The organism is Mucilaginibacter sp. GW821-FHT07H05 (assembly GCF_059418485.1).
In genome coordinates, this window is sequence record NZ_JBWKPY010000004.1 from 288,240 (window position 1) to 307,026 (window position 18,787).

An 18,787-nucleotide genomic window follows, 5' to 3' on the forward strand; every position below is an offset into this window, starting at 1 on the left:
ATTTCCTTATATTTGCCCATGACTTCTTCGCAAAGGTATGACCAGCGGGGCGTATCCGCCTCAAAGGATGATGTACACAATGCCATCAAAAACATTGATAAGGGTATATTTCCCCAGGCTTTCTGCAAAATAATTCCCGATATTTTAAGTAATGACCCCAACTGGTGCAATATTATGCATGCCGATGGGGCAGGTACCAAATCGTCATTGGCCTATAGCTATTGGAAACAAACCGGTGATATCTCGGTTTGGCGGGGCATTGCCCAGGATGCCGTCATCATGAACTTGGACGATTTGCTTTGCGTAGGCGCCACTGATAATATCCTGCTGTCGTCAACCATTGGCCGTAATAAAAACCTGATCCCTGGCGAGGTGATTGCAGCCATTATTAATGGCACCGAGGAGGTTTTGGCCGATCTGCGCGCAGCTGGTATAGGCATTTATTCTACCGGCGGCGAAACTGCCGATGTGGGCGACCTGGTGCGTACCATCATTGTCGATTCGACCGTTACCTGCCGCATGCAGCGCAACGATGTGATATCTAACCATACCATCCAGCCAGGCGATGTAATTGTGGGCCTGGCATCATCCGGACAGGCTACTTACGAAACGGAATACAATGGCGGCATGGGCTCAAATGGCTTAACGTCTGCCCGTCATGATGTGTTTAACAAATCTATAGCTAATAATTACCCTGAAAGTTATGATCCGGCTGTTCCGCAGGACCTGGTATTTTCGGGCAGCAAGCAATTAACCGATCTGGTAGAGATTGGTAACGGCCAAAGCATTACAGCCGGTAAGCTGGTATTATCCCCTACCCGCACTTATGCGCCAATCATTAAACAAATATTAGACGCCTACCGCCCGCAGATACACGGCATGGTACATTGCAGCGGCGGCGCGCAAACCAAAGTGCTGCACTTTATTAATAACCTGCATATTATTAAGGATAACCTGTTCCCCGTGCCACCGCTGTTTAAGCTGATCCAAACCGAATCGGGCACCAGCTGGCACGAAATGTATAAGGTATTTAATATGGGCCACCGGATGGAACTATACGTACCTGAAGCCATAGCAGCCGATTTAATAGCCATATCCCAAAGCTTTAATGTAGATGCACAGATCATCGGCCGCGTTGAAGCTGCCGAAAGCAAACAGGTAACTGTACGCTCGGAGTTTGGGGAGTTTGTGTATAATTAATACATAGATTGTCATGCCGAACTTGTTTCGGCACCCCATCCTAAGGTCAGATTTGCACCCCACTTTGCAAGTGGGGTGCTGAAACAAGTTCAGCATGACATATTAATCCCACAAAAAAGCCCCGCTTGCAAATGCAAACGGGGCTTTCAATTTTAAAATCTCTATGTATTAGAAGCTGTAACGTACGCTGAATTGTGCACGGAAACGTGACAAGTAATCGCTGTAGTTATACACTTGCAATTTACCGTCAACTGTGTTTAACCTTGTTTTATCAAAGGTAAAGGTTGGGGTTGCAGTTTGCGATACTACACCAAATAAGTTACCGCCCTGGTTAGCCAGGAAGTATGCGCGGCCAAATTTTTGGTTAATTAAGTTACCTACGTTCAATATATCGGCACTCACAGATATTTTGTGTTTGTTAACCAGGTAAATATCCTGGCTTACTTTCAAATCGATATGGTTTTCCCATGGTAAACGTGCGCTGTTACGTTTAGCAACCTGGCCCATGTGCTCTTTAATATATGGGTTTTTCTCAGCAAATAAGTAAAAATCTGCCCATTGTTGTGCTGGAGAAACTACTACACCGGCTGAGTTAGTAAACTGAACAAACTGAGCTTCAGCAGCAGATGCAGGTATGTAAGCTAAGGCAGCTACGCTGGTACGGGTAGTAACGTCGTCACCGTTGATGTTAGCACCATACTGATAAGAGAACGGCTGACCTGACTGGCCAATGTAAACTAAACCAATAGTGGTTGATAAACGGCCTTTTGCATAAGTAAACCTTTTTGATACATAACCAACAATGCGTGATCCCGGATCAAAGTTTGAAGTTGCCTCATCAGGGTTATTTAAACCGTTGATATTGTATACAAACCTCCAGTTAGAAATAGCTGTTGAGCTGGTACCATCACTAACCGAAGTTGAGTGGCCATAAGTATAAGCTAATGAACCAGACCAGCCGTTACTGATTGGTTTTTGAATTTGAGCTGTTACGTTGTAGGCATAACCTTTGCTGGTGTTAGTTAACATCAGCACATCGGTATAGTTAGTATTAACCCTTGTAAAGTTATAATATGGCCTCGTAGTTGGGCCAATAGCAGTAGTTAAAGTAGGATTTGAAGTTAAGTTGATATTTTTCCAAAGTACATCGTTGATCTTTTTGGTATAAATACCTTCTAAACTACCAACTAAACCCCAGATACCCAATTTTTGGTCGATAGCTAAGTTACCGCGCAAAGTTTTAGTGAATTTGAAGTTACGATCGGTAACGTCAATCTCGCCCGGGGCATTAGCTGAACCTAATGTAGCGCCCAAATGCGGGTCGGTTGGATCATATTTGAAACGGATAGGAGTTAAAGCTGTACCTGTAGCAGAGTATCTAACTAACGTTGCACCAGTTGCACCGTATTGGTTGCTTAGGTAAACAAAAGGGATACGGCCAGTGAACAAGCCGGCACCACCACGTATCTGTGTAGTTGCATCGCCGTATACATCCCAGTTAAAGCCTACACGTGGCGCAACCATAATTTGTGATTTAGGCAATACGTTTGTAGAAACGTGATTAGCCTGTGCAATATCTGATGCGTTAAATGCAGCGTTTTCTGCTGGTTTGTTAAAATAAACAGGCATATCAAAACGTATGCCGTAAGTTAATTTAAAGTTTGGTTTAATAGTCCAAACATCCTGACCGTAAATACCTAATTGCGCGGCATGTATTTGTGAAGGCGCAAGATCACTACCACCTGCTACCGAATAATAAGCGCTATAACCTGTTGGGGCAGCGGTATTATTTTGGAATGCAGCTATACTGTTATACCTGTTATAATAACCATAATAGTACTGAACAAATACGTTATTACTGTTATAGAACAAGTTATCGGTACCAACAGTAATGGTGTGGTTGTCTTTGTAGATAGTTAAGTTATCAGTTAGGGTAAAGTCGTTCTGATCAAGGCTATTTTTTGGAGATGAACTTTCGGCACCCAGGTTATAATTTAAACCTGTACCTGAAGCAGCATCAGAAATAAACACTGAAGGGAACAAAGCTGTAGTCCTGTAATCTTTAATGTTAGTATAAGTTAAACGCAAAACGTTTGACATTTGGCTGCTGAACGAACTGTTTAATTCGGCAACGGTTGAGTTGGTAGTGTTGTTAATTACATAACCGCTGTTAGCAAAAGTCATGGTAGTTGCAGTACGGCTGATCACATCGTTATGGCTGATAGCATAGTTATGACGGATAGTCAGCTTGTTTTTATCGTTAATGTTCCAGTCTAAACGGCCGAAAGCATCTTCCGATTCAATAGTTTTATTGATAGCGCCAAAACCACCTACATCAAATTTGTAGGTATTTAATACATAATCATGTAGCGATTGCAGAGTAGCAACATCAAATTTCGAACCTGAATTAGCTTCAGTCGGGTCGAAAGCCAACGGAGTAGTGCTTTTTTGTTTCTCATAGTTGGCAAAAAAGAACAACTTGTTTTTGATAATGGCACCACCTAAGCTGGCTCCAAATGTTTGGTTCTTATAAGTTTGGTATTTAAGACCGGTGGTAACGCTTTTACCAATAAAATTTTGGTTTTGGCCAAATCCGTAAACCGAACCGTGGAACGCATTGGTACCACTTTTGGTAACCGCGTTAATGCCGCCGCCTGTAAAGTTACTTTGGGTAACATCATACGGCGAAAGCAATATCTGTAACTCCTGGATAGATTCCAATGGAATTGGGTTAGAAGCAGACTGGCCACCATTTGTACCTGTAGCGCTCAAACCAAAAACGTCATTCGCCATAGCACCGTCAATGGTGAAAGAGTTATACTTGTTGCTTTGACCAGCAAAGCTAATACCCAGCGGGCTACCGTCGGTACTGCTGTTAGTAGAGATAGCTTGCGGAGTTAAACGGGTGTAATCCTGGATACTGCGGCTAACCGTTGGCAGGTTCTGGATTTCAGCTAACGAAAGGTTGGTTGATGCACCAGTTCTTTCAGGGCTGATCACACTACCTTTTTTTGCACCTTTAATGGTTACTTCAGATAGTGTTTTACCGGTTTCGGCTAAAACAGCATCGTACCTTAATGGTGTACCTAACGAAAGTACAAGGTCGGTTTCAGTTTTTGATTCGTAACCAATAAATGAGATTTTTACCGTGTACGGGCCACCTGCCTTCATATTAGGGATGGTGTACTGGCCATTGGCCCTGGTTGATGTGCTGTACACCGAACCTGTAGGCACGTGTGTAGCTACAATGGTTGCACCGGGCAGGGTAATACCCTTTGCATCCTTAATGGTACCTGTTAAGCTACTGGTTGTAACCTGGGCAAAGGCTGCAGCAGTAGTAAAAAGGGCCATAATTAAAAAAAGTAAAGACTTCCTCATACTTGTTGGGGTTTTAGTTTAAATATTTTGGGGGCAAATATAAGTAAACACTCAATAGCTTATGTTAAGTTATTGTTAACAAAATTTCACACTTTTCAACATTTAACCTACCGGATTAATATCATAACGAAACAAAATTTGTTTTTTTAATAATTTTCGCAATAATATTAATATTTTTAGGCATACATGCCTATTATACCTTTATGTTATTGCGCGCAACTCTCCAAATAACATTGTTTTTAATTGTTAATATCACGACAAAATATGCTAAAATAACTTGCTATCCAGTCCGTTAGTATTGCAAAATCACCGTAAGGCAAAATCTTCTTTGTCCAGGGCGGCGATATTCTGGCTTTTTTTGAATAGCCGATGCTTATATTGTCTCCATCATAAGCTATGCCATTCGCGGGTAATATATTGCTGTATAAGCGGGCACAATATTTTTCATTCCGTGGTTTTTGTTTAGCTTTGGCTCAAATTCAAAAAAGCATATTTAATCGATATTATGGATTACGATGTAATTGTTATAGGGTCGGGCCCGGGTGGCTATGTAGCCGCTATCCGCGCATCCCAACTGGGTTTAAAAACCGCGGTAGTAGAAAAAGAATCACTGGGTGGCATTTGCCTTAACTGGGGTTGTATCCCCACCAAGGCTTTGTTAAAAAGCGCCCAGGTTTTTGAATATTTAAACCACGCGGCCGATTACGGCATAAAAGTAGCCGGCGGCGAAGTGGATTTTGAAGCCGTTGTAAAACGCAGCCGCGGCGTAGCCGACGGCATGAGCAAGGGCGTTCAGTTCCTGATGAAGAAAAATAAGATCGACGTAATTGTTGGTACGGGCAAACTAAAGGCAAAAGGCCAGGTTGAAGTGACCAATGATGGTGGCGCTAAGGTGTACACCGCTAAACATATTATACTGGCTACAGGCGGCCGCAGCCGCGAATTGCCTAATCTTAAACAGGATGGCAAAAAGGTTATCGGTTACCGCCAGGCCATGGTGTTGCCAAAACAACCAAAATCAATGGTGGTGGTTGGATCGGGCGCTATCGGTATCGAGTTTGCTTATTTTTATAATGCTATCGGCACTAAGGTAACTGTTGTTGAGTTTTTAGATAACATCGTTCCGCTTGAGGATGAGGAGATCTCGAAACAACTGGGCCGTATCCTTAAAAAACAAGGCATCAATATCATGACCGGTTCAACTGTCGAGTCGGTTGATTCAAGCGGCGAATTGTGCAAGGTGAATGTAAAAACAGCAACCGGTGTTGAAGTGCTGGAAGCCGAGATCGTTTTATCGGCCATCGGTATCTCTACCAATATTGAAGGTATCGGGCTTGAAGAGAACGGTGTTAAAACCGACAAAGGCAAGGTATTGGTTGATGATTACTACCGCACCAATGTGGAAGGTGTTTACGCCATCGGTGATATTGTAAAAGGCCAGGCCTTAGCTCACGTAGCATCGGCCGAAGGTATTACCTGTGTAGAGAAAATTGCCGGTTTAAACCCCGAGCCTATTAACTATAATAATATCCCCGGCTGTACTTATTGCCTGCCCGAAGTTGCCTCGGTTGGTTATACCGAAAAAGCGGCTAAGGAAGCTGGTTATGAAATTAAGGTGGGTAAGTTCCCGTTCTCGGCATCGGGCAAAGCTGCTGCCGCAGGCGCTAAAGATGGTTTTGTTAAAGTGATCTTTGATGCTAAATATGGCGAATTTTTAGGCGCGCACATGCTGGGCCATAACGTAACCGAAATGATTGCCGAAGTAGTAGCCGCCCGCAAGCTGGAAACTACCGGTCACGAGATGATCAAAACCATTCACCCGCATCCAACCATGAGCGAGGCATTAATGGAAGCTGCCGCCGATGCTTATGGCGAAGTGATCCACTTGTAAGTGAGTGATTAGAGATTGGTTAATTAGAGATTAGTTAACCTTGATGATATAAAACGCCGCCCGGTTTCCGGGCGGCGTTTTTTGTTTGTCTGAACCGGGATTAAACCGATTTACACGAGAGCCAGGATGCTCCGCTTCTAAAAAACCTGTAAATCATCAAAATCCGCTTAATCAGGGTTCAGACGTTCATCCCTAAACCTGATAGCAGCGGAAACCCCGGACGAAGGAGGAGTTGCAGCGGATAGCAGGAACAAACGTAAATAGCAGCAGTAGCCTTGCTTTTCAAACGGGCTGACTCACCCGCCCATCGCTTCGCTGGGGCACCCTCTCTTCGCCTGCGGCGGAAAGAGGGGATTATAAAGCCGGTACCATATTTCCTCCTGCCTTCTTTCCGTAGCGCCGTCTGGGTTAGTCGAATTGTAACAATATCCTTTCAATTAACTGCATACAGGCCTACCCTCTTGCGGTCGACCGGTTTAAATATTAGCTTTACTATTTAAGTATCACCTATTAAGTATGAAACTAAAACCTTTACTAACTATTGGGGCCGCTTGCCTGGCGGCAGGTATGCTGGGCAGCCTTGAGGCGCAGGCCCAGCACGATTCGCCAAAATCAATAGCGGGCCGTTTCATTGTCGAAAAAAACATGGATAAAACCGTGCCTCCCGGCGATGACTTTTTTGAATACGCCAATGGCAACTGGGTAAAGGATAACCCTATCCCCGCTAAGGAAACCCGCTACGGTACTTTTGCCGTGCTGCGCGATGCCAATAACAAAAAAGTGCAAAGCATATTGGTTGAGGCCAGCAAACCCGGCCAGCCCAAAGGCAGCGCTAAACAGCGCGTGGGCGATATGTATTACAGCGCTATGGACAGCTTAACTATCGAGAAACGCGGCTACGCCCCTATCCGTTTTGATTTAGAACGTATTAGCCAGATCAAGACCGTTGAAGGTGTGATCAACGAGATCACTTACGAGCGTGTGAACGGACTTGGCGGCAGCCTGATTAATGTGGGTGTGGGTCAAGACTCTAAACACCCGGATACTTATATTGTAAGTGTTGGCGCAGGCGGCACCGCCTTGCCGGATAGGGATAACTACCTGAAGAACGACCCACGAAGCTTAAAAATACAGGCCGCCTATAAAAAATACATTGCCGACTTGTTCGCGTTAACCGGTGTACCAACCGAGCAGGGTGTTAAAAATGCCGAAATCATCTTCGCTATTGAGAAGGAGATTGCCAAATCGCAAAAAAGCCGTGTTGAACTGCGCGACCCTAATGCCAACTACAACAAGGTGAACATTGATGCTTTTAGCACCAATTATAAAAACTTCAACTTCAGGCAGATCCTGGCCAATTCAAAAATTACCGGTCAGGATAGTATGCTGGCATCGCAGCCAAGGGTGATAAAAAAAGTGGATAGCCTTTTAAGCGCTGTCCCGGTGGCCGATTGGCAAACGTTTTTAAAATGGAAGATCATCAGCGGTAATGCCGGTTCGTTAAGCTCGCCGTTTGTTAAGGCCAGCTTTGCTTATAGCAGCACATTGAGCGGTCAGCAGGTACAAACCCCGCGTAACGAGCGGATGGCTAACCTGGTTGACGGTAGCCTGGGCGATCTGTTAGGGCAGCTTTATGTACAGAAATACTTCCCGCAGGCCGCCAAAACCTATATGGTGAACCTGGTGAACAACCTGAAAATTGCCTTAGGCGAACGGATCCAGGGCCTGGACTGGATGAGCGCCGAAACCAAGGCCCGCGCCCTGAAAAAGCTGGCAGCCTTCTCGGTTAAAATTGCCTTCCCTGATAAATGGCAAACTTATGATGGCCTGGTGATTAACCGCGACGATTACTATGGTAACCTGCGCCGTATTGCCATATGGCGCTATAACGAAAACATTGGCCACTTAGGCAAACCGGTTGATAAAACCCGCATGGGCATGACCCCGCCAACCGTAAACGCGTCGTACAGCCCTAACCGTAACGAGATCACCTTCCCGGCCGGTATTTTACAGGCCCCCTTCTTTGATTTTGATGCGGATGACGCCATGAACTATGGCGGTATTGGCGCCGTGATCGGTCATGAAATGACCCATGGTTTTGACGACCAGGGCCGCCAGTATGATGCCGATGGCGCCCTGCGCGACTGGTGGACCAAAGAGGATGCCGACAAATTTAAGGCCCGTGCCCAAAAAGTGGTAGACCAGTACAATGCCTTTGTGATACTGGACAGCATCCACGTAAACGGTAAACTAACCCTGGGCGAAAACCTGGCCGACCTGGGCGGCCTGAACGTGGCCTATGCCGCTTTTAAGAAAACCAAGGAGGGACAAAGCAATACCAAGATAGACGGCTTCACGCCCGATCAGCGTTTCTTTATGTCGTGGGCGCAGGTATGGCGCAGTTCGCAGCGCCCGGAGTCGGCCCAGCAACGCATCCAAACCGACCCGCACTCGCCCGAGCAGTTCCGCACCAACGCGCCTATTACCAATATGGATGCCTGGTACCAGGCCTTCGACATTAAACCTACCAACAAGCTTTACAAAAAGCCCGAGGACCGGATTAAGATTTGGTAAGGTAGTCCGGAAGACGGCAAGACCGAAAGTCCGGAAGATAGTATTGCAGAACGCCCCGAAACGAATGTTTCGGGGCGTTCTGCTTTTATAAATGGCCTGTCAGCCTGAGCCTGTCGAAGGGTGCATGCAGCGGCCTGCCCGGCCTGCTCCTAAAGTTCCCTCCCACGGGCCTCGTGCGCTATAGCTTTAGCGGCGGAGCAAGGGGTGCGGCTGACTGTGCGGTGGCAGGGAGGGGTTAGCCACAAACCCAATCCCCCCCAAGTCATACCGAACTTGTTTCGGTACCCCATCAATCAGGTCAGATTGCAATAGTGGCCACCTTGCGCGTGGGGTGCTGAAACAAGTTCAGCATGACATGGTGTTTTGAGAGCGAAAGCGGTTCCCTCTTTAGGGGGTTAGGGGGTGTAAAGGGGGTTAACACAACTTAACACAATTCAAGAAAAATTTTTTGTAAATAATTAATAATCAATTTATTATAGAAAAAACAGCCAAAATAGTGTTAACCCAATTATTTAATATTTCACCACCCATAAGGGCTCTTTGCGACAAAACACAGACTGACAAGGTTGTGCCACCATCACCATCCAACTTTTATGACAGGCCGGCACTTTTTAACCGGCCTGCGGCCGAACGATGTGGCCGCATCCTCACCACCAGGTCATTGCGGGGTAGGAAGCAATCTCCCGATGAGCAGAGCAATCACGCAAATCCCCAACAACCTTGTCATTGCGAGCGTAGCGCGGCAATCGCGAATAGGCAGAGTAGCCAACCAGTTCCCTCCCTTGGGAGGGGTGCGATGCCAGTGCGGTTGCAGGGAGGGGTTTCGTCATCCCTACATTCACCACCCCGTCATAGCGAGCGGCAGCGTGGCTATCCCCGGCAGGCAGAGCAACTATGTAAGTTACTACGATATTATCGTCGGTCTGCTCTTAGCCGCAGGGGCCAAGATACTTTTGGCTTGGGCCCAAAAGTATCCAAAAACCCAAGTCATAAAAAAGCTTCTGCCCGCCCTGCCGAGGCAACTACTCGCCGGAGGCGGTTGCCACGGGCATTCCCGCCAACGCTGGCCCGCTTTTATGACGGGGCGACGCTCTTTTTAATTGGCCTACGGCCGAACGATGTGGCCGCATCCTCACCACAACGTCATTGCTGTAAGGGACACACCTAACAGCAACAGGCAAAGCAGCAAATTTTATTTTAGCTACTTGCAGAAGTTTTCTTACCCTTGGGTGTCCCTCCATCATAAACGTCTTTGAAAGATTTTCCTAACAGATATCCCACTATACCCGAAATAACAGGCAGTCCAGCATCGGATTTGATTTTATCTTCCAATATCATGGTAGAAATCACACCAATAACTAAAACACCAAACAATATTTGAGCAGTAATATGCATTTGACTAACTACAATTTTGGCCATGGTTATGGGTTTCCCGGAACCAGTAAATATATTTTTTGCACTTAAACGCAAAACGTTCCATGCATATATAGAATTACTATTAATATAAAAGCAATTGTAACGACTGAAATCAAAATTGAAGATGGTTGCATTGTGAATAGGTTAATAGATTAAGTATATATTAAAGTTATAAACGACTTTTAGATATTATCTATTACATAGATAGACTATAAACATTTATTAAACAAATATTTACAGCATATTATTTATATTATTTGTTTAATATATTATATATTTACAATTAAATCTAAACCTCCAAAAACATGTCAAAATTTTACAGACAATCTTTAAGTCATCAGGAATTAGCTGACGACAACTTTTTAGTTACAATAAAAAAGTCCCTGAATTTGATTGAACACAGTGAATATTATGATGAACTTATTGAACTATTTAAAATTGATGTACAATCAAATGAGCCCATTCCAATCTTAGGTTTAAACAAATTAATCACGTCCATTATATATAAAGATAGTCAATTTGAAAAATTTGATTACAATGTAAGTCTTTGCAATGTTTCTTTAAACAGCTTCACTCAAACTGGATCAGCTATACTTAGCGTAATATTAGACTCTGAACAATATGGCGAGACGCAATTAATCAAAGTTGAAACAGCTTATAATACAAAATCGGACTATTTTGAAAGCGTTTATAAAATAGACCAATTTGCGAAGTTTTGCTTCAAAGAAAATCACATAAAATTATTACAACAGAATATTGAAATTTTAAATGAGCATTACAGAAACTCTATTAGTTTCGATCGAAATTTCAGGCTTTTAAAAGATAATGATGGAGTCTTATATGTTAGGGCAATAACATCAACAACACATTACAACAATTACAGCATTAGATTTTCATTATTTGTTTCAATAATTACTTTAAACAATTTAATAAAAACGAAGCAATGGGAGTTTAAAATAAATAGAGCGGAATATGATGAATCTGTTATAAAAGTATTTTTTGAAAAGGTTTCCGCTAAATACATAAAAGGAATTGGGACTGTTAAATTCATTATCGAAATGTCTAATGATGAAATCAAAAGGGAAGCGATGCGTTTTTCTGCAGTATACTCGATCAGTTCTGATAATTATGAGGTTTATGTTAAACCTGAGAAACTAAAAACTGAATTAGTTTCAATTCAACATAATTTCACACCGGCTACCGTCTTCAAATATCTTTCAAATCTTAACGAATTTATTGAACAAGCTGAAATTGAAATTATAAATGACATTCAAGATCTTAATAGCGTAAAAGATCCGGACGAATTACGATTTATGTTAATGAGAAAGGTTCAGAAAACGAAAAATGAAGATATCAAAACTCACAAACAGTCTATTTTAAGGATGCTAGAAACGCGAATTAATACGATGTCTGATTTATTGGTTATAATGAGCAAGGTTGATTTAATTGTTTCAAATTTGGAAACTAAAGAATATTTGCGATATATATTCTCTGATATACTTACTAATAAAAAATAATATTCAACTTTCCGAATCTCGTTACTGGCGCACGCTTGCGGCGTGTTTCCTTAGCGCACCAACCCCTCCTCCCACCCTAAACCCGATTGGCGGGAAAGCTTTTGCGAGGGGTGGCCGCTGCGCAGGGGCAAAACTTGGACAGAAAGCGGGGCTACCGGCTGCCATGAAATGCTGAACGTTCGTTTACCAATACCTTTTTAGCGGCTCTGCCTGTTCGCGATTGCTTTGTACCTCGCAATGACAGGGTGGTTATGTTGGATTGGCGAAACCCCTCCCTGCTACCGCTTGGGCAACCGCACCCCTTGCTCCGCCGCTAAAGCTATGGCGCACGAGGCCCAGGGGGAGGGAACTGGAATGCTCTGCCTGTTCGCGGTTGCCGCGCTGCGCTCGCAATTGACAATTAGTGAGTGAGAGCGAATACCCCCAACACCACCCTATACGGGGGATATTTGCCAAAACCTTGCAGGTAAGCCGCTAAAAACATAAATTTACCTTCCTAAGGAAAATCAATGACCAATAAATTAAAAAATTTAACAAGTGCTGTTACCGCGGCTTGCTTTGCTGCCGCTTCGTTGAGCACATTTACGGCCAGTGCCCAGCACGATTCGCCGAAATCTGTAGCCGGTAAGTTCATCGTTAAAAAGAACTTCGACGAAACGGTTGCCCCCGGCGATAACTTTTTTGAATACGCCAACGGCAACTGGGTAAAGGATAACCCTATCCCCGCCAAGGCTACCCGCTGGGGCAGTTTCGGTATCCTGGCCGAGAATAACACCAAACAGGTTTTAACCATCCTGAACGACCCGACTGTCAACAAACCTGGTCAGCCTAAAGGCAGCATCAAGCAACGCGTAGGCGATCTGTACGCCAGCGCCATGGATAGCATTGCCATAGATAAGCGCGGCTACAACCCCATTAAGCCCGATCTGCAGCGCATCAGCCAGATCAACAGTCTGGACGGCGTGATCGGCGAAACCATTTACGACAGGTTAAACTCGGTTTCGGGCCCCATGTATAGTATCGGCGTTGGTCAGGATTCGAGGCATCCATCGCAAAACATTATCCAAATGGGCCAGGGCGGCACCAGCTTGCCCGACAGGGATTATTACCTGAAGAGCGACGCCCGTACCAAAACCATACAGGATGCTTATCATAAATATGTAGTCACCCTGTTTACGTTAACCGGCACCCCGGCTGCCGAGGCCGAAGCTAATGCCAATACCGTTTTCGGCATCGAAAAACAACTGGCAGCCGCCCAGTGGAGCCGTGTAGATCAGCGCGACCCGAATAAAACCTATAACAAATTCAGCATAGCCGATTTCAGCAAGAAAACGCCTCATTTAAATTGGGTAGATATTACGGCCAAATTAAAAATGGGCGGACAAGACAGTCTGCTGGTTGGTCAGCCGCCGTATTTTAAAGTATTGGATAGTCTGTTAGGCGCCGTGCCGGTGAAAGACTGGAAAACCTACCTGGCCTGGAACGCGCTGAAAGGCTCGGCGGGGCAGTTAAGCGCGCCGTTTGTAAAAGCCGGTTTCGAGTTTAACAAAGTGCTCACCGGCCAGCAGGTGCAGGCCCCGCGTAACGAGCGCATGGCTAACCTGGTTGATGGCAGCGTAGGCGAGTTGTTAGGTCAGATTTATGTGCAGCGCTTTTTCCCGCCCGAGGCTAAGGTTTATATGGCCAAGCTGGTAAACAACCTGAAGGTTGTTTTAGGCGATCGTATTAAAAGGCTGGATTGGATGGGTGCCGAAACTAAAGTACGCGCCCTGAAAAAGCTGGATGCCTTTACTGTAAAAATTGCTTATCCGGATAAATGGCAAAACTATGATGGCCTGGTGATTAACCGCGATGATTATTTTGGCAACCTGAAACGTGTATCGCAATGGCGTTATAACTATAATGTAAGTCAGTTAGGCAAGCCGATAGATAAAACCCGCTGGGGGATGACGCCGCCAACCGTGAACGCGTATTACAACCCGGTGAATAACGAGATCGTTTTCCCGGCCGGGATTTTGCAGTTCCCTTTCTTTGATTTTAATGCGGATGACGCCCTGAACTATGGTGGTATTGGCGCTGTTATCGGCCACGAAATGACCCATGGTTTTGACGATCAGGGCCGCCAGTATGATTATGACGGCACCCTGCGCGATTGGTGGACTAAAGACGATGCCGATAAATTTAAAGCCCGCGCCAACAAGGTGGTTGAACAATATAACGCCTACACTGTTGTAGATACAGCCACACATGTGAACGGTAAACTAACCTTAGGCGAAAATCTGGCCGATTTAGGCGGCCTGAACATTGCCTACGAAGCGTTTAAAAAGACCAAAGAAGGACAATCCAACGAAAAAATTGACGGTTTTACGCCGGATCAACGATTTTTCTTATCTTGGGCACAAGTTTGGCGCAGTTCTCAGCGTGATGAAGCGGCCCGTCAGCGTATCCTGACCGACCCGCATTCGCCGGAATTGTTCCGTACCAACGCGCCGTTAACCAATATGGATGCCTGGTACAAGGCCTTTGATATTAAACCGACTAACAAACTATATAAAAAGCCGGAAGACCGCATTAAGATTTGGTAGGTTCATAACTGCCGGTCTTAAATTTTGAATCCAATCAAAAATAAGCCCTCTAACTACGGTTGGGGGGCTTTGTTGTTGGGGCAACATTATTAATATTAATCACATGAAAAAATACCTTTTGCCCTTAATAATAATTCTGATCGTAGCAGTATACTATCTTTATTCGTATGTACCTTTTCAACCTAAATTATTACGTACAGGGCAAAATAGTGGCTACTATTCTATTAGTGTTGATGATAATTTCCAGGTAAGCTTAGGATTTATATTAAAAAAGTATGATGTTGATTATAAGCTTAAGAATGGTAAAATTTATATCCGCAGAAGATTATCGTTTGATGATGAACTGGTGTGGAACTATACCGAAAAAGCTTTAGCTATTTCTAAAGACAGCCTCACGCTTAAAAATCAACATATTGTACCGCAACCATCTGATAATTAAAAGACAAATATTGACAATCAAACCATTTAACCTTTTTTGCACTTTTAACTAAAGCGTTATCTTTGCCCGCTCATGATCATACATCAATTTTACGATACCGGGCTGGCCCATGCATCCTACGCTGTTATCCGCAATGGCAGTATGGTGGTTATCGATCCCGCCCGCGATCCGCAGCCTTATTATGATTTCGCTACCCTGCACGAAGCGCAGATAACCGGCGTGATCGAAACGCATCCCCATGCCGATTTTGTAAGCTCGCACCTGGAGATCCACCAGGCTACCGGCGCAACCATTTATGTGAGCAAACTGGTGGGTGCCGAGTACCCGCACGAAACTTTTGACGATGGCGATGTGATTAACCTGAGCGATATTAAATTAATATCCATGAATACCCCGGGTCACTCGCCCGATTCGATCTGCATTTTGGTGGAAGACGAGAACGGCCGGCAAACCGACCTGTTTACAGGCGATACCCTGTTTGTAGGTGATGTAGGCCGCCCCGATCTGCGCGAGAGCGCGGGCAATATCACCGCCCAAAAAGAAGACCTGGCCAGGCAAATGTACCACAGTACCCGCGATAAGCTGATGAAGTTGCCGCACCATGTAAAGGTTTATCCCGCGCACGGCCCCGGCTCGCTTTGCGGTAAAAACATGAGTCCGGATCTGAGCAGTACTATTGGTCGCGAGATTCGTGAGAACTATGCCCTGCAACTGATGGATGAGCTGCAATTTGTAAAACTCCTCACCGCCGATCAGCCTTTTGCGCCGCGCTATTTTGGGTACGATGTAGAACTGAATAAAAAAGGCGCCGAAGGTATGGACGAAAACATTGCCTCGGTACCCCGCATTAACCATAAAGTATTTAAAAACGGCACGCTTATAGTAGATACCCGCCCCTCTGCCCAATTTAAAAAAGGCCATATTGCCGGCGCCATCAATTTACAGGATGGCGGCAAGTTTGAAACCTGGTTAGGTTCTGTAATCAATCCTGGCGAGCAATTTTATTTAATGGCCGCCGATGAGGATAGCTTAAATAATGTGATCAGGAAAACAGCTAAGATTGGTTACGAGAAGAATATCAAATCGGCACAACTGGTACCGGATGGGGCCGACACTACATCGCCAACATTTAACCTGGCCGATTTTGAATTGCACCCTGATAAATATACCCTTGTAGATGCCCGCAACTGGACAGAAATAAATGAAGGCAAAGCATTTCAACACGCTTTAACCATCCCCCTGCCCGAATTACGCGAGCGGATTGGCGAGATCCCAACCGATAAACCCATTGTAGTACATTGCGCCGCCGGTTACCGCTCGGCAGCGGGCAGCAGCATTATTGCTGCAAAAATAACCAACGTACCGGTTTACGATATGGGCGAGGTAGTAACGAAGTACATAGCCCATTAACCCCTGAAGGGGGAATAGAATTTATGGAGAGCGACCGAAGCAATTTATCAGATACTAACTCCCCCTTTAGGGGGTCGGGGGGCTTAAGTTTTGTCATCACCGGCGACGGTTCTAAAACCATCTATAACCCAACTGTCGGCGAAAATTATCACTCGCGGCACGGGGCTTTGCAGGAGAGCACCCATGTTTTCCTGAATTCGGGCCTGCGCTATTTTTTGGCAGGTACCGATGCCCAACAGGTTTCCATACTGGAAGTTGGTTTAGGCACAGGCCTCAACTTTTTGCTTAGCGCTGATTTTTGTAGCAGTAAGCAGATCCACCTGGAGTATACCGGCATTGAAGCCTACCCGCTCAGTACAGAAATGATCGGTGAAACCGGCTACCAGGAATATATCGCATCCCAATTGTGGGAAGATTTTAATAGCTGGTACCCGTCATCCATCAATCATTTGGTAGCTGTAAACGAATATTGCAAACTCAAAACCGCCCACTGCAAACTACCCGCCTTTGAAAGCCCAGAACTTTACGATGTCATTTATTTTGATGCCTTTGCCGTTGCCCACCAACCCGAAATGTGGAACGAAGAAGCCATTAACCATACCATCCAATTTTTAAAACCCGGCGGCGTATTTGTCACCTACGCCATAACGGGCAACCTGAAACGCATGCTGAAAGCTTTGGGACTGAAGGTAGAGAAAGCGCCGGGCGCGCCGGGCAAACGTGAGATGTTGAGGGCGGTTAAGTCGGTATAATCAAAACACCGCCATTGCAAGTTTTGGAATCCCGGCGGGACTTTGAAGGTGGGATGACGTTAAAAAGATTGTCATTGCGAGGAGCAGCGGAGGGGAATGTGAAATGGGGCGACGTGGCAATCTCGTAGCTGTACGGCTCTGCATTATTATCGTCGATCTGCTCAAGGCCACAGTGGCCTACTACTTTTTCTTGAAAAAAAGTAGCAAAATTCAAGACAGCAAAAATGCTTCCTTTGCCGCACTGAGCCTTTGCCCTGCAAACCGGGCAGAACCACAGGGCCGCACCTTGATGCTCCGCTATCGCACCCACAAGCCAGCGCTTCAGCACCAAGCTAATGCCCTTTCCAACCGCACAGGCCACCATTGTTCTGCCCGCTTTCATCCGGAAGCTCCTTTGCTGTCGGAAAACTAAAAAAAGCCATAGGTAGGTGATACGACGAAGCAATGACGTGGTGGTAAACTTTTGCTTCCGGACTTCCCGTCTTTCGGACTTCCACACTTTCTCCCTACCTTTATCAAAAACAAATATCTATGCCTCTTATACCTCCCGGTACCGGCCTTACGCCGGCCACTTCCTTTGAAAGATTATTAAAAATTATGGACGATCTGCGGACTAACTGCCCCTGGGATATGAAGCAAACCATGGAGAGCCTGCGCCACCTCACCATTGAGGAAACTTACGAACTATCGGACTCGATTTTAAGCGGCGATATGCAGGAGATCAGGAAGGAACTGGGCGACATTATGCTCCATTTGGTTTTTTACGCCCGTATCGGGTCGGAAACTAATGATTTTACGATTACAGATGTGCTGAACGGTATCTGCGACAAGCTGATTAGCCGGCACCCGCATATTTACAGCGATACCGAAGTAAATAACGAGGACGATGTGAAACGCAACTGGGAAAAACTCAAACTAAAGGAAGGCAATAAATCGGTTTTAGGCGGTGTGCCTAATTCGCTGCCGGCATTGGTAAAGGCATCGCGCATACAGGAGAAAGCACGGGGTATTGGGTTTGACTGGGAGCACAAAAACCAGGTTTGGGAAAAGGTGGAAGAGGAAATGCAGGAATTTAAGGCCGAGTTTAACGCCGAAGATGAAAGCGATATCGACCATGAAAAAGCCGAAGGCGAATTTGGCGACCTGCTGTTCTCGCTCATTAACTATGCCCGTTTCATCAACATCAACCCCGAGAACGCGCTGGAAAAAACCAACCGGAAATTCATCAAACGTTTCCAGTATTTAGAAGCCAAAGCCCAGGAAAGCGGCAAGAAACTACAGGACATGACCTTAGCCGAAATGGATATTTTTTGGAATGAAGCTAAAAAGTTGTAAATTTTAGATAACGCTTGTAGCATTTAAACCCCGGCTTACGTATGGGTTATAAATGGTATAGTAGGTTCATCAAAAAAGAGCAGCATTCCGTCAATAAATGGGAGGACAATTTCACCAAACGTTCCGCTGGAACGTATCGGTTTTGCTTCAATTTTCTACCAACCAAACATCCCTACGGGATGAACAATGCAAACCGTTCCGTAGGAACGACTGGTTGGTAGCAACGTAGCAATAATTTTGTTTCGCTCCGTAGGAACGACTGGTGCATCTGCATGTTGACAGACAATTAC

Annotated in this window: 12 protein-coding genes; 9 read left to right on the plus strand and 3 right to left on the minus strand. The window is 45.2% G+C overall.

From position 1 onward, the window contains the following. Positions 1-18: 18 nt before the first annotated feature. Complete coding sequence (locus AC07M6_RS12420; RefSeq protein ID WP_494889813.1) at positions 19-1,200, plus strand: AIR synthase related protein; 1,182 nt, start codon at positions 19-21, stop codon at positions 1,198-1,200. Between the two features lie 168 nt (positions 1,201-1,368). Here the strand turns inward: AC07M6_RS12420 and AC07M6_RS12425 are convergent, their stop codons facing one another. Further along, positions 1,369-4,578, minus strand: coding sequence for a TonB-dependent receptor (locus AC07M6_RS12425; RefSeq protein ID WP_494889815.1), 3,210 nt, complete (start codon positions 4,576-4,578; stop codon positions 1,369-1,371). A 505-nt stretch (positions 4,579-5,083) separates the two neighbouring features. Here AC07M6_RS12425 and lpdA point away from each other — a divergent pair. Then, on the plus strand, positions 5,084-6,469 hold the full coding sequence (gene lpdA / locus AC07M6_RS12430) for a dihydrolipoyl dehydrogenase (RefSeq protein WP_494889816.1): 1,386 nt from the start codon (positions 5,084-5,086) through the stop codon (positions 6,467-6,469). A 516-nt stretch (positions 6,470-6,985) separates the two neighbouring features. Continuing rightward, a complete protein-coding gene (locus AC07M6_RS12435) occupies positions 6,986-9,043 on the plus strand; it encodes a M13 family metallopeptidase (protein ID WP_494889818.1) in 2,058 nt (685 codons plus the stop codon). 1,197 nt (positions 9,044-10,240) lie between these two features. On the opposite strand, the gene AC07M6_RS12440 is transcribed toward AC07M6_RS12435, so the two are convergent. Then, complete coding sequence (locus AC07M6_RS12440) at positions 10,241-10,462, minus strand: hypothetical protein (protein ID WP_494889820.1); 222 nt, start codon at positions 10,460-10,462, stop codon at positions 10,241-10,243. A 302-nt stretch (positions 10,463-10,764) separates the two neighbouring features. Between AC07M6_RS12440 and AC07M6_RS12445 the strand changes: the two genes are divergently transcribed. From AC07M6_RS12445 to mnmC2, 5 genes are all read left to right on the plus strand, one after another. Further along, complete coding sequence (locus AC07M6_RS12445; protein WP_494889822.1) at positions 10,765-11,976, plus strand: hypothetical protein; 1,212 nt, start codon at positions 10,765-10,767, stop codon at positions 11,974-11,976. Positions 11,977-12,485: 509 nt separating this feature from the next. Then, on the plus strand, positions 12,486-14,561 hold the full coding sequence (locus AC07M6_RS12450; protein WP_494889824.1) for a M13 family metallopeptidase: 2,076 nt from the start codon (positions 12,486-12,488) through the stop codon (positions 14,559-14,561). A 103-nt stretch (positions 14,562-14,664) separates the two neighbouring features. Beyond that, a complete protein-coding gene (locus AC07M6_RS12455; protein WP_494889826.1) occupies positions 14,665-15,000 on the plus strand; it encodes a hypothetical protein in 336 nt (111 codons plus the stop codon). A gap of 72 nt (positions 15,001-15,072) precedes the next feature. Then, positions 15,073-16,410: an MBL fold metallo-hydrolase gene (locus AC07M6_RS12460; RefSeq protein ID WP_494889828.1), complete on the plus strand. Its 1,338-nt coding sequence runs from the start codon at positions 15,073-15,075 to the stop codon at positions 16,408-16,410. A gap of 23 nt (positions 16,411-16,433) precedes the next feature. Continuing rightward, complete coding sequence (mnmC2, locus tag AC07M6_RS12465; RefSeq protein ID WP_494889830.1) at positions 16,434-17,162, plus strand: tRNA (5-methylaminomethyl-2-thiouridine)(34)-methyltransferase MnmC2; 729 nt, start codon at positions 16,434-16,436, stop codon at positions 17,160-17,162. Here mnmC2 and AC07M6_RS12470 read toward each other — a convergent pair. Continuing rightward, positions 17,149-17,544 carry a hypothetical protein gene (locus AC07M6_RS12470; RefSeq protein WP_494889832.1) on the minus strand — a complete coding sequence of 132 codons (396 nt, stop codon included), beginning with the start codon at positions 17,542-17,544 and terminating at the stop codon, positions 17,149-17,151. The two genes, mnmC2 and AC07M6_RS12470, sit on opposite strands and share 14 nt — an antisense overlap. 149 nt (positions 17,545-17,693) lie before the next feature. Here AC07M6_RS12470 and mazG point away from each other — a divergent pair, with 149 nt between their 5' ends. Continuing rightward, the gene (gene mazG / locus AC07M6_RS12475) at positions 17,694-18,497 is read left to right on the plus strand and encodes a nucleoside triphosphate pyrophosphohydrolase (RefSeq protein WP_494889834.1); all 804 of its coding nucleotides are present in this window, start codon (positions 17,694-17,696) and stop codon (positions 18,495-18,497) included. Positions 18,498-18,787: the final 290 nt, after the last annotated feature.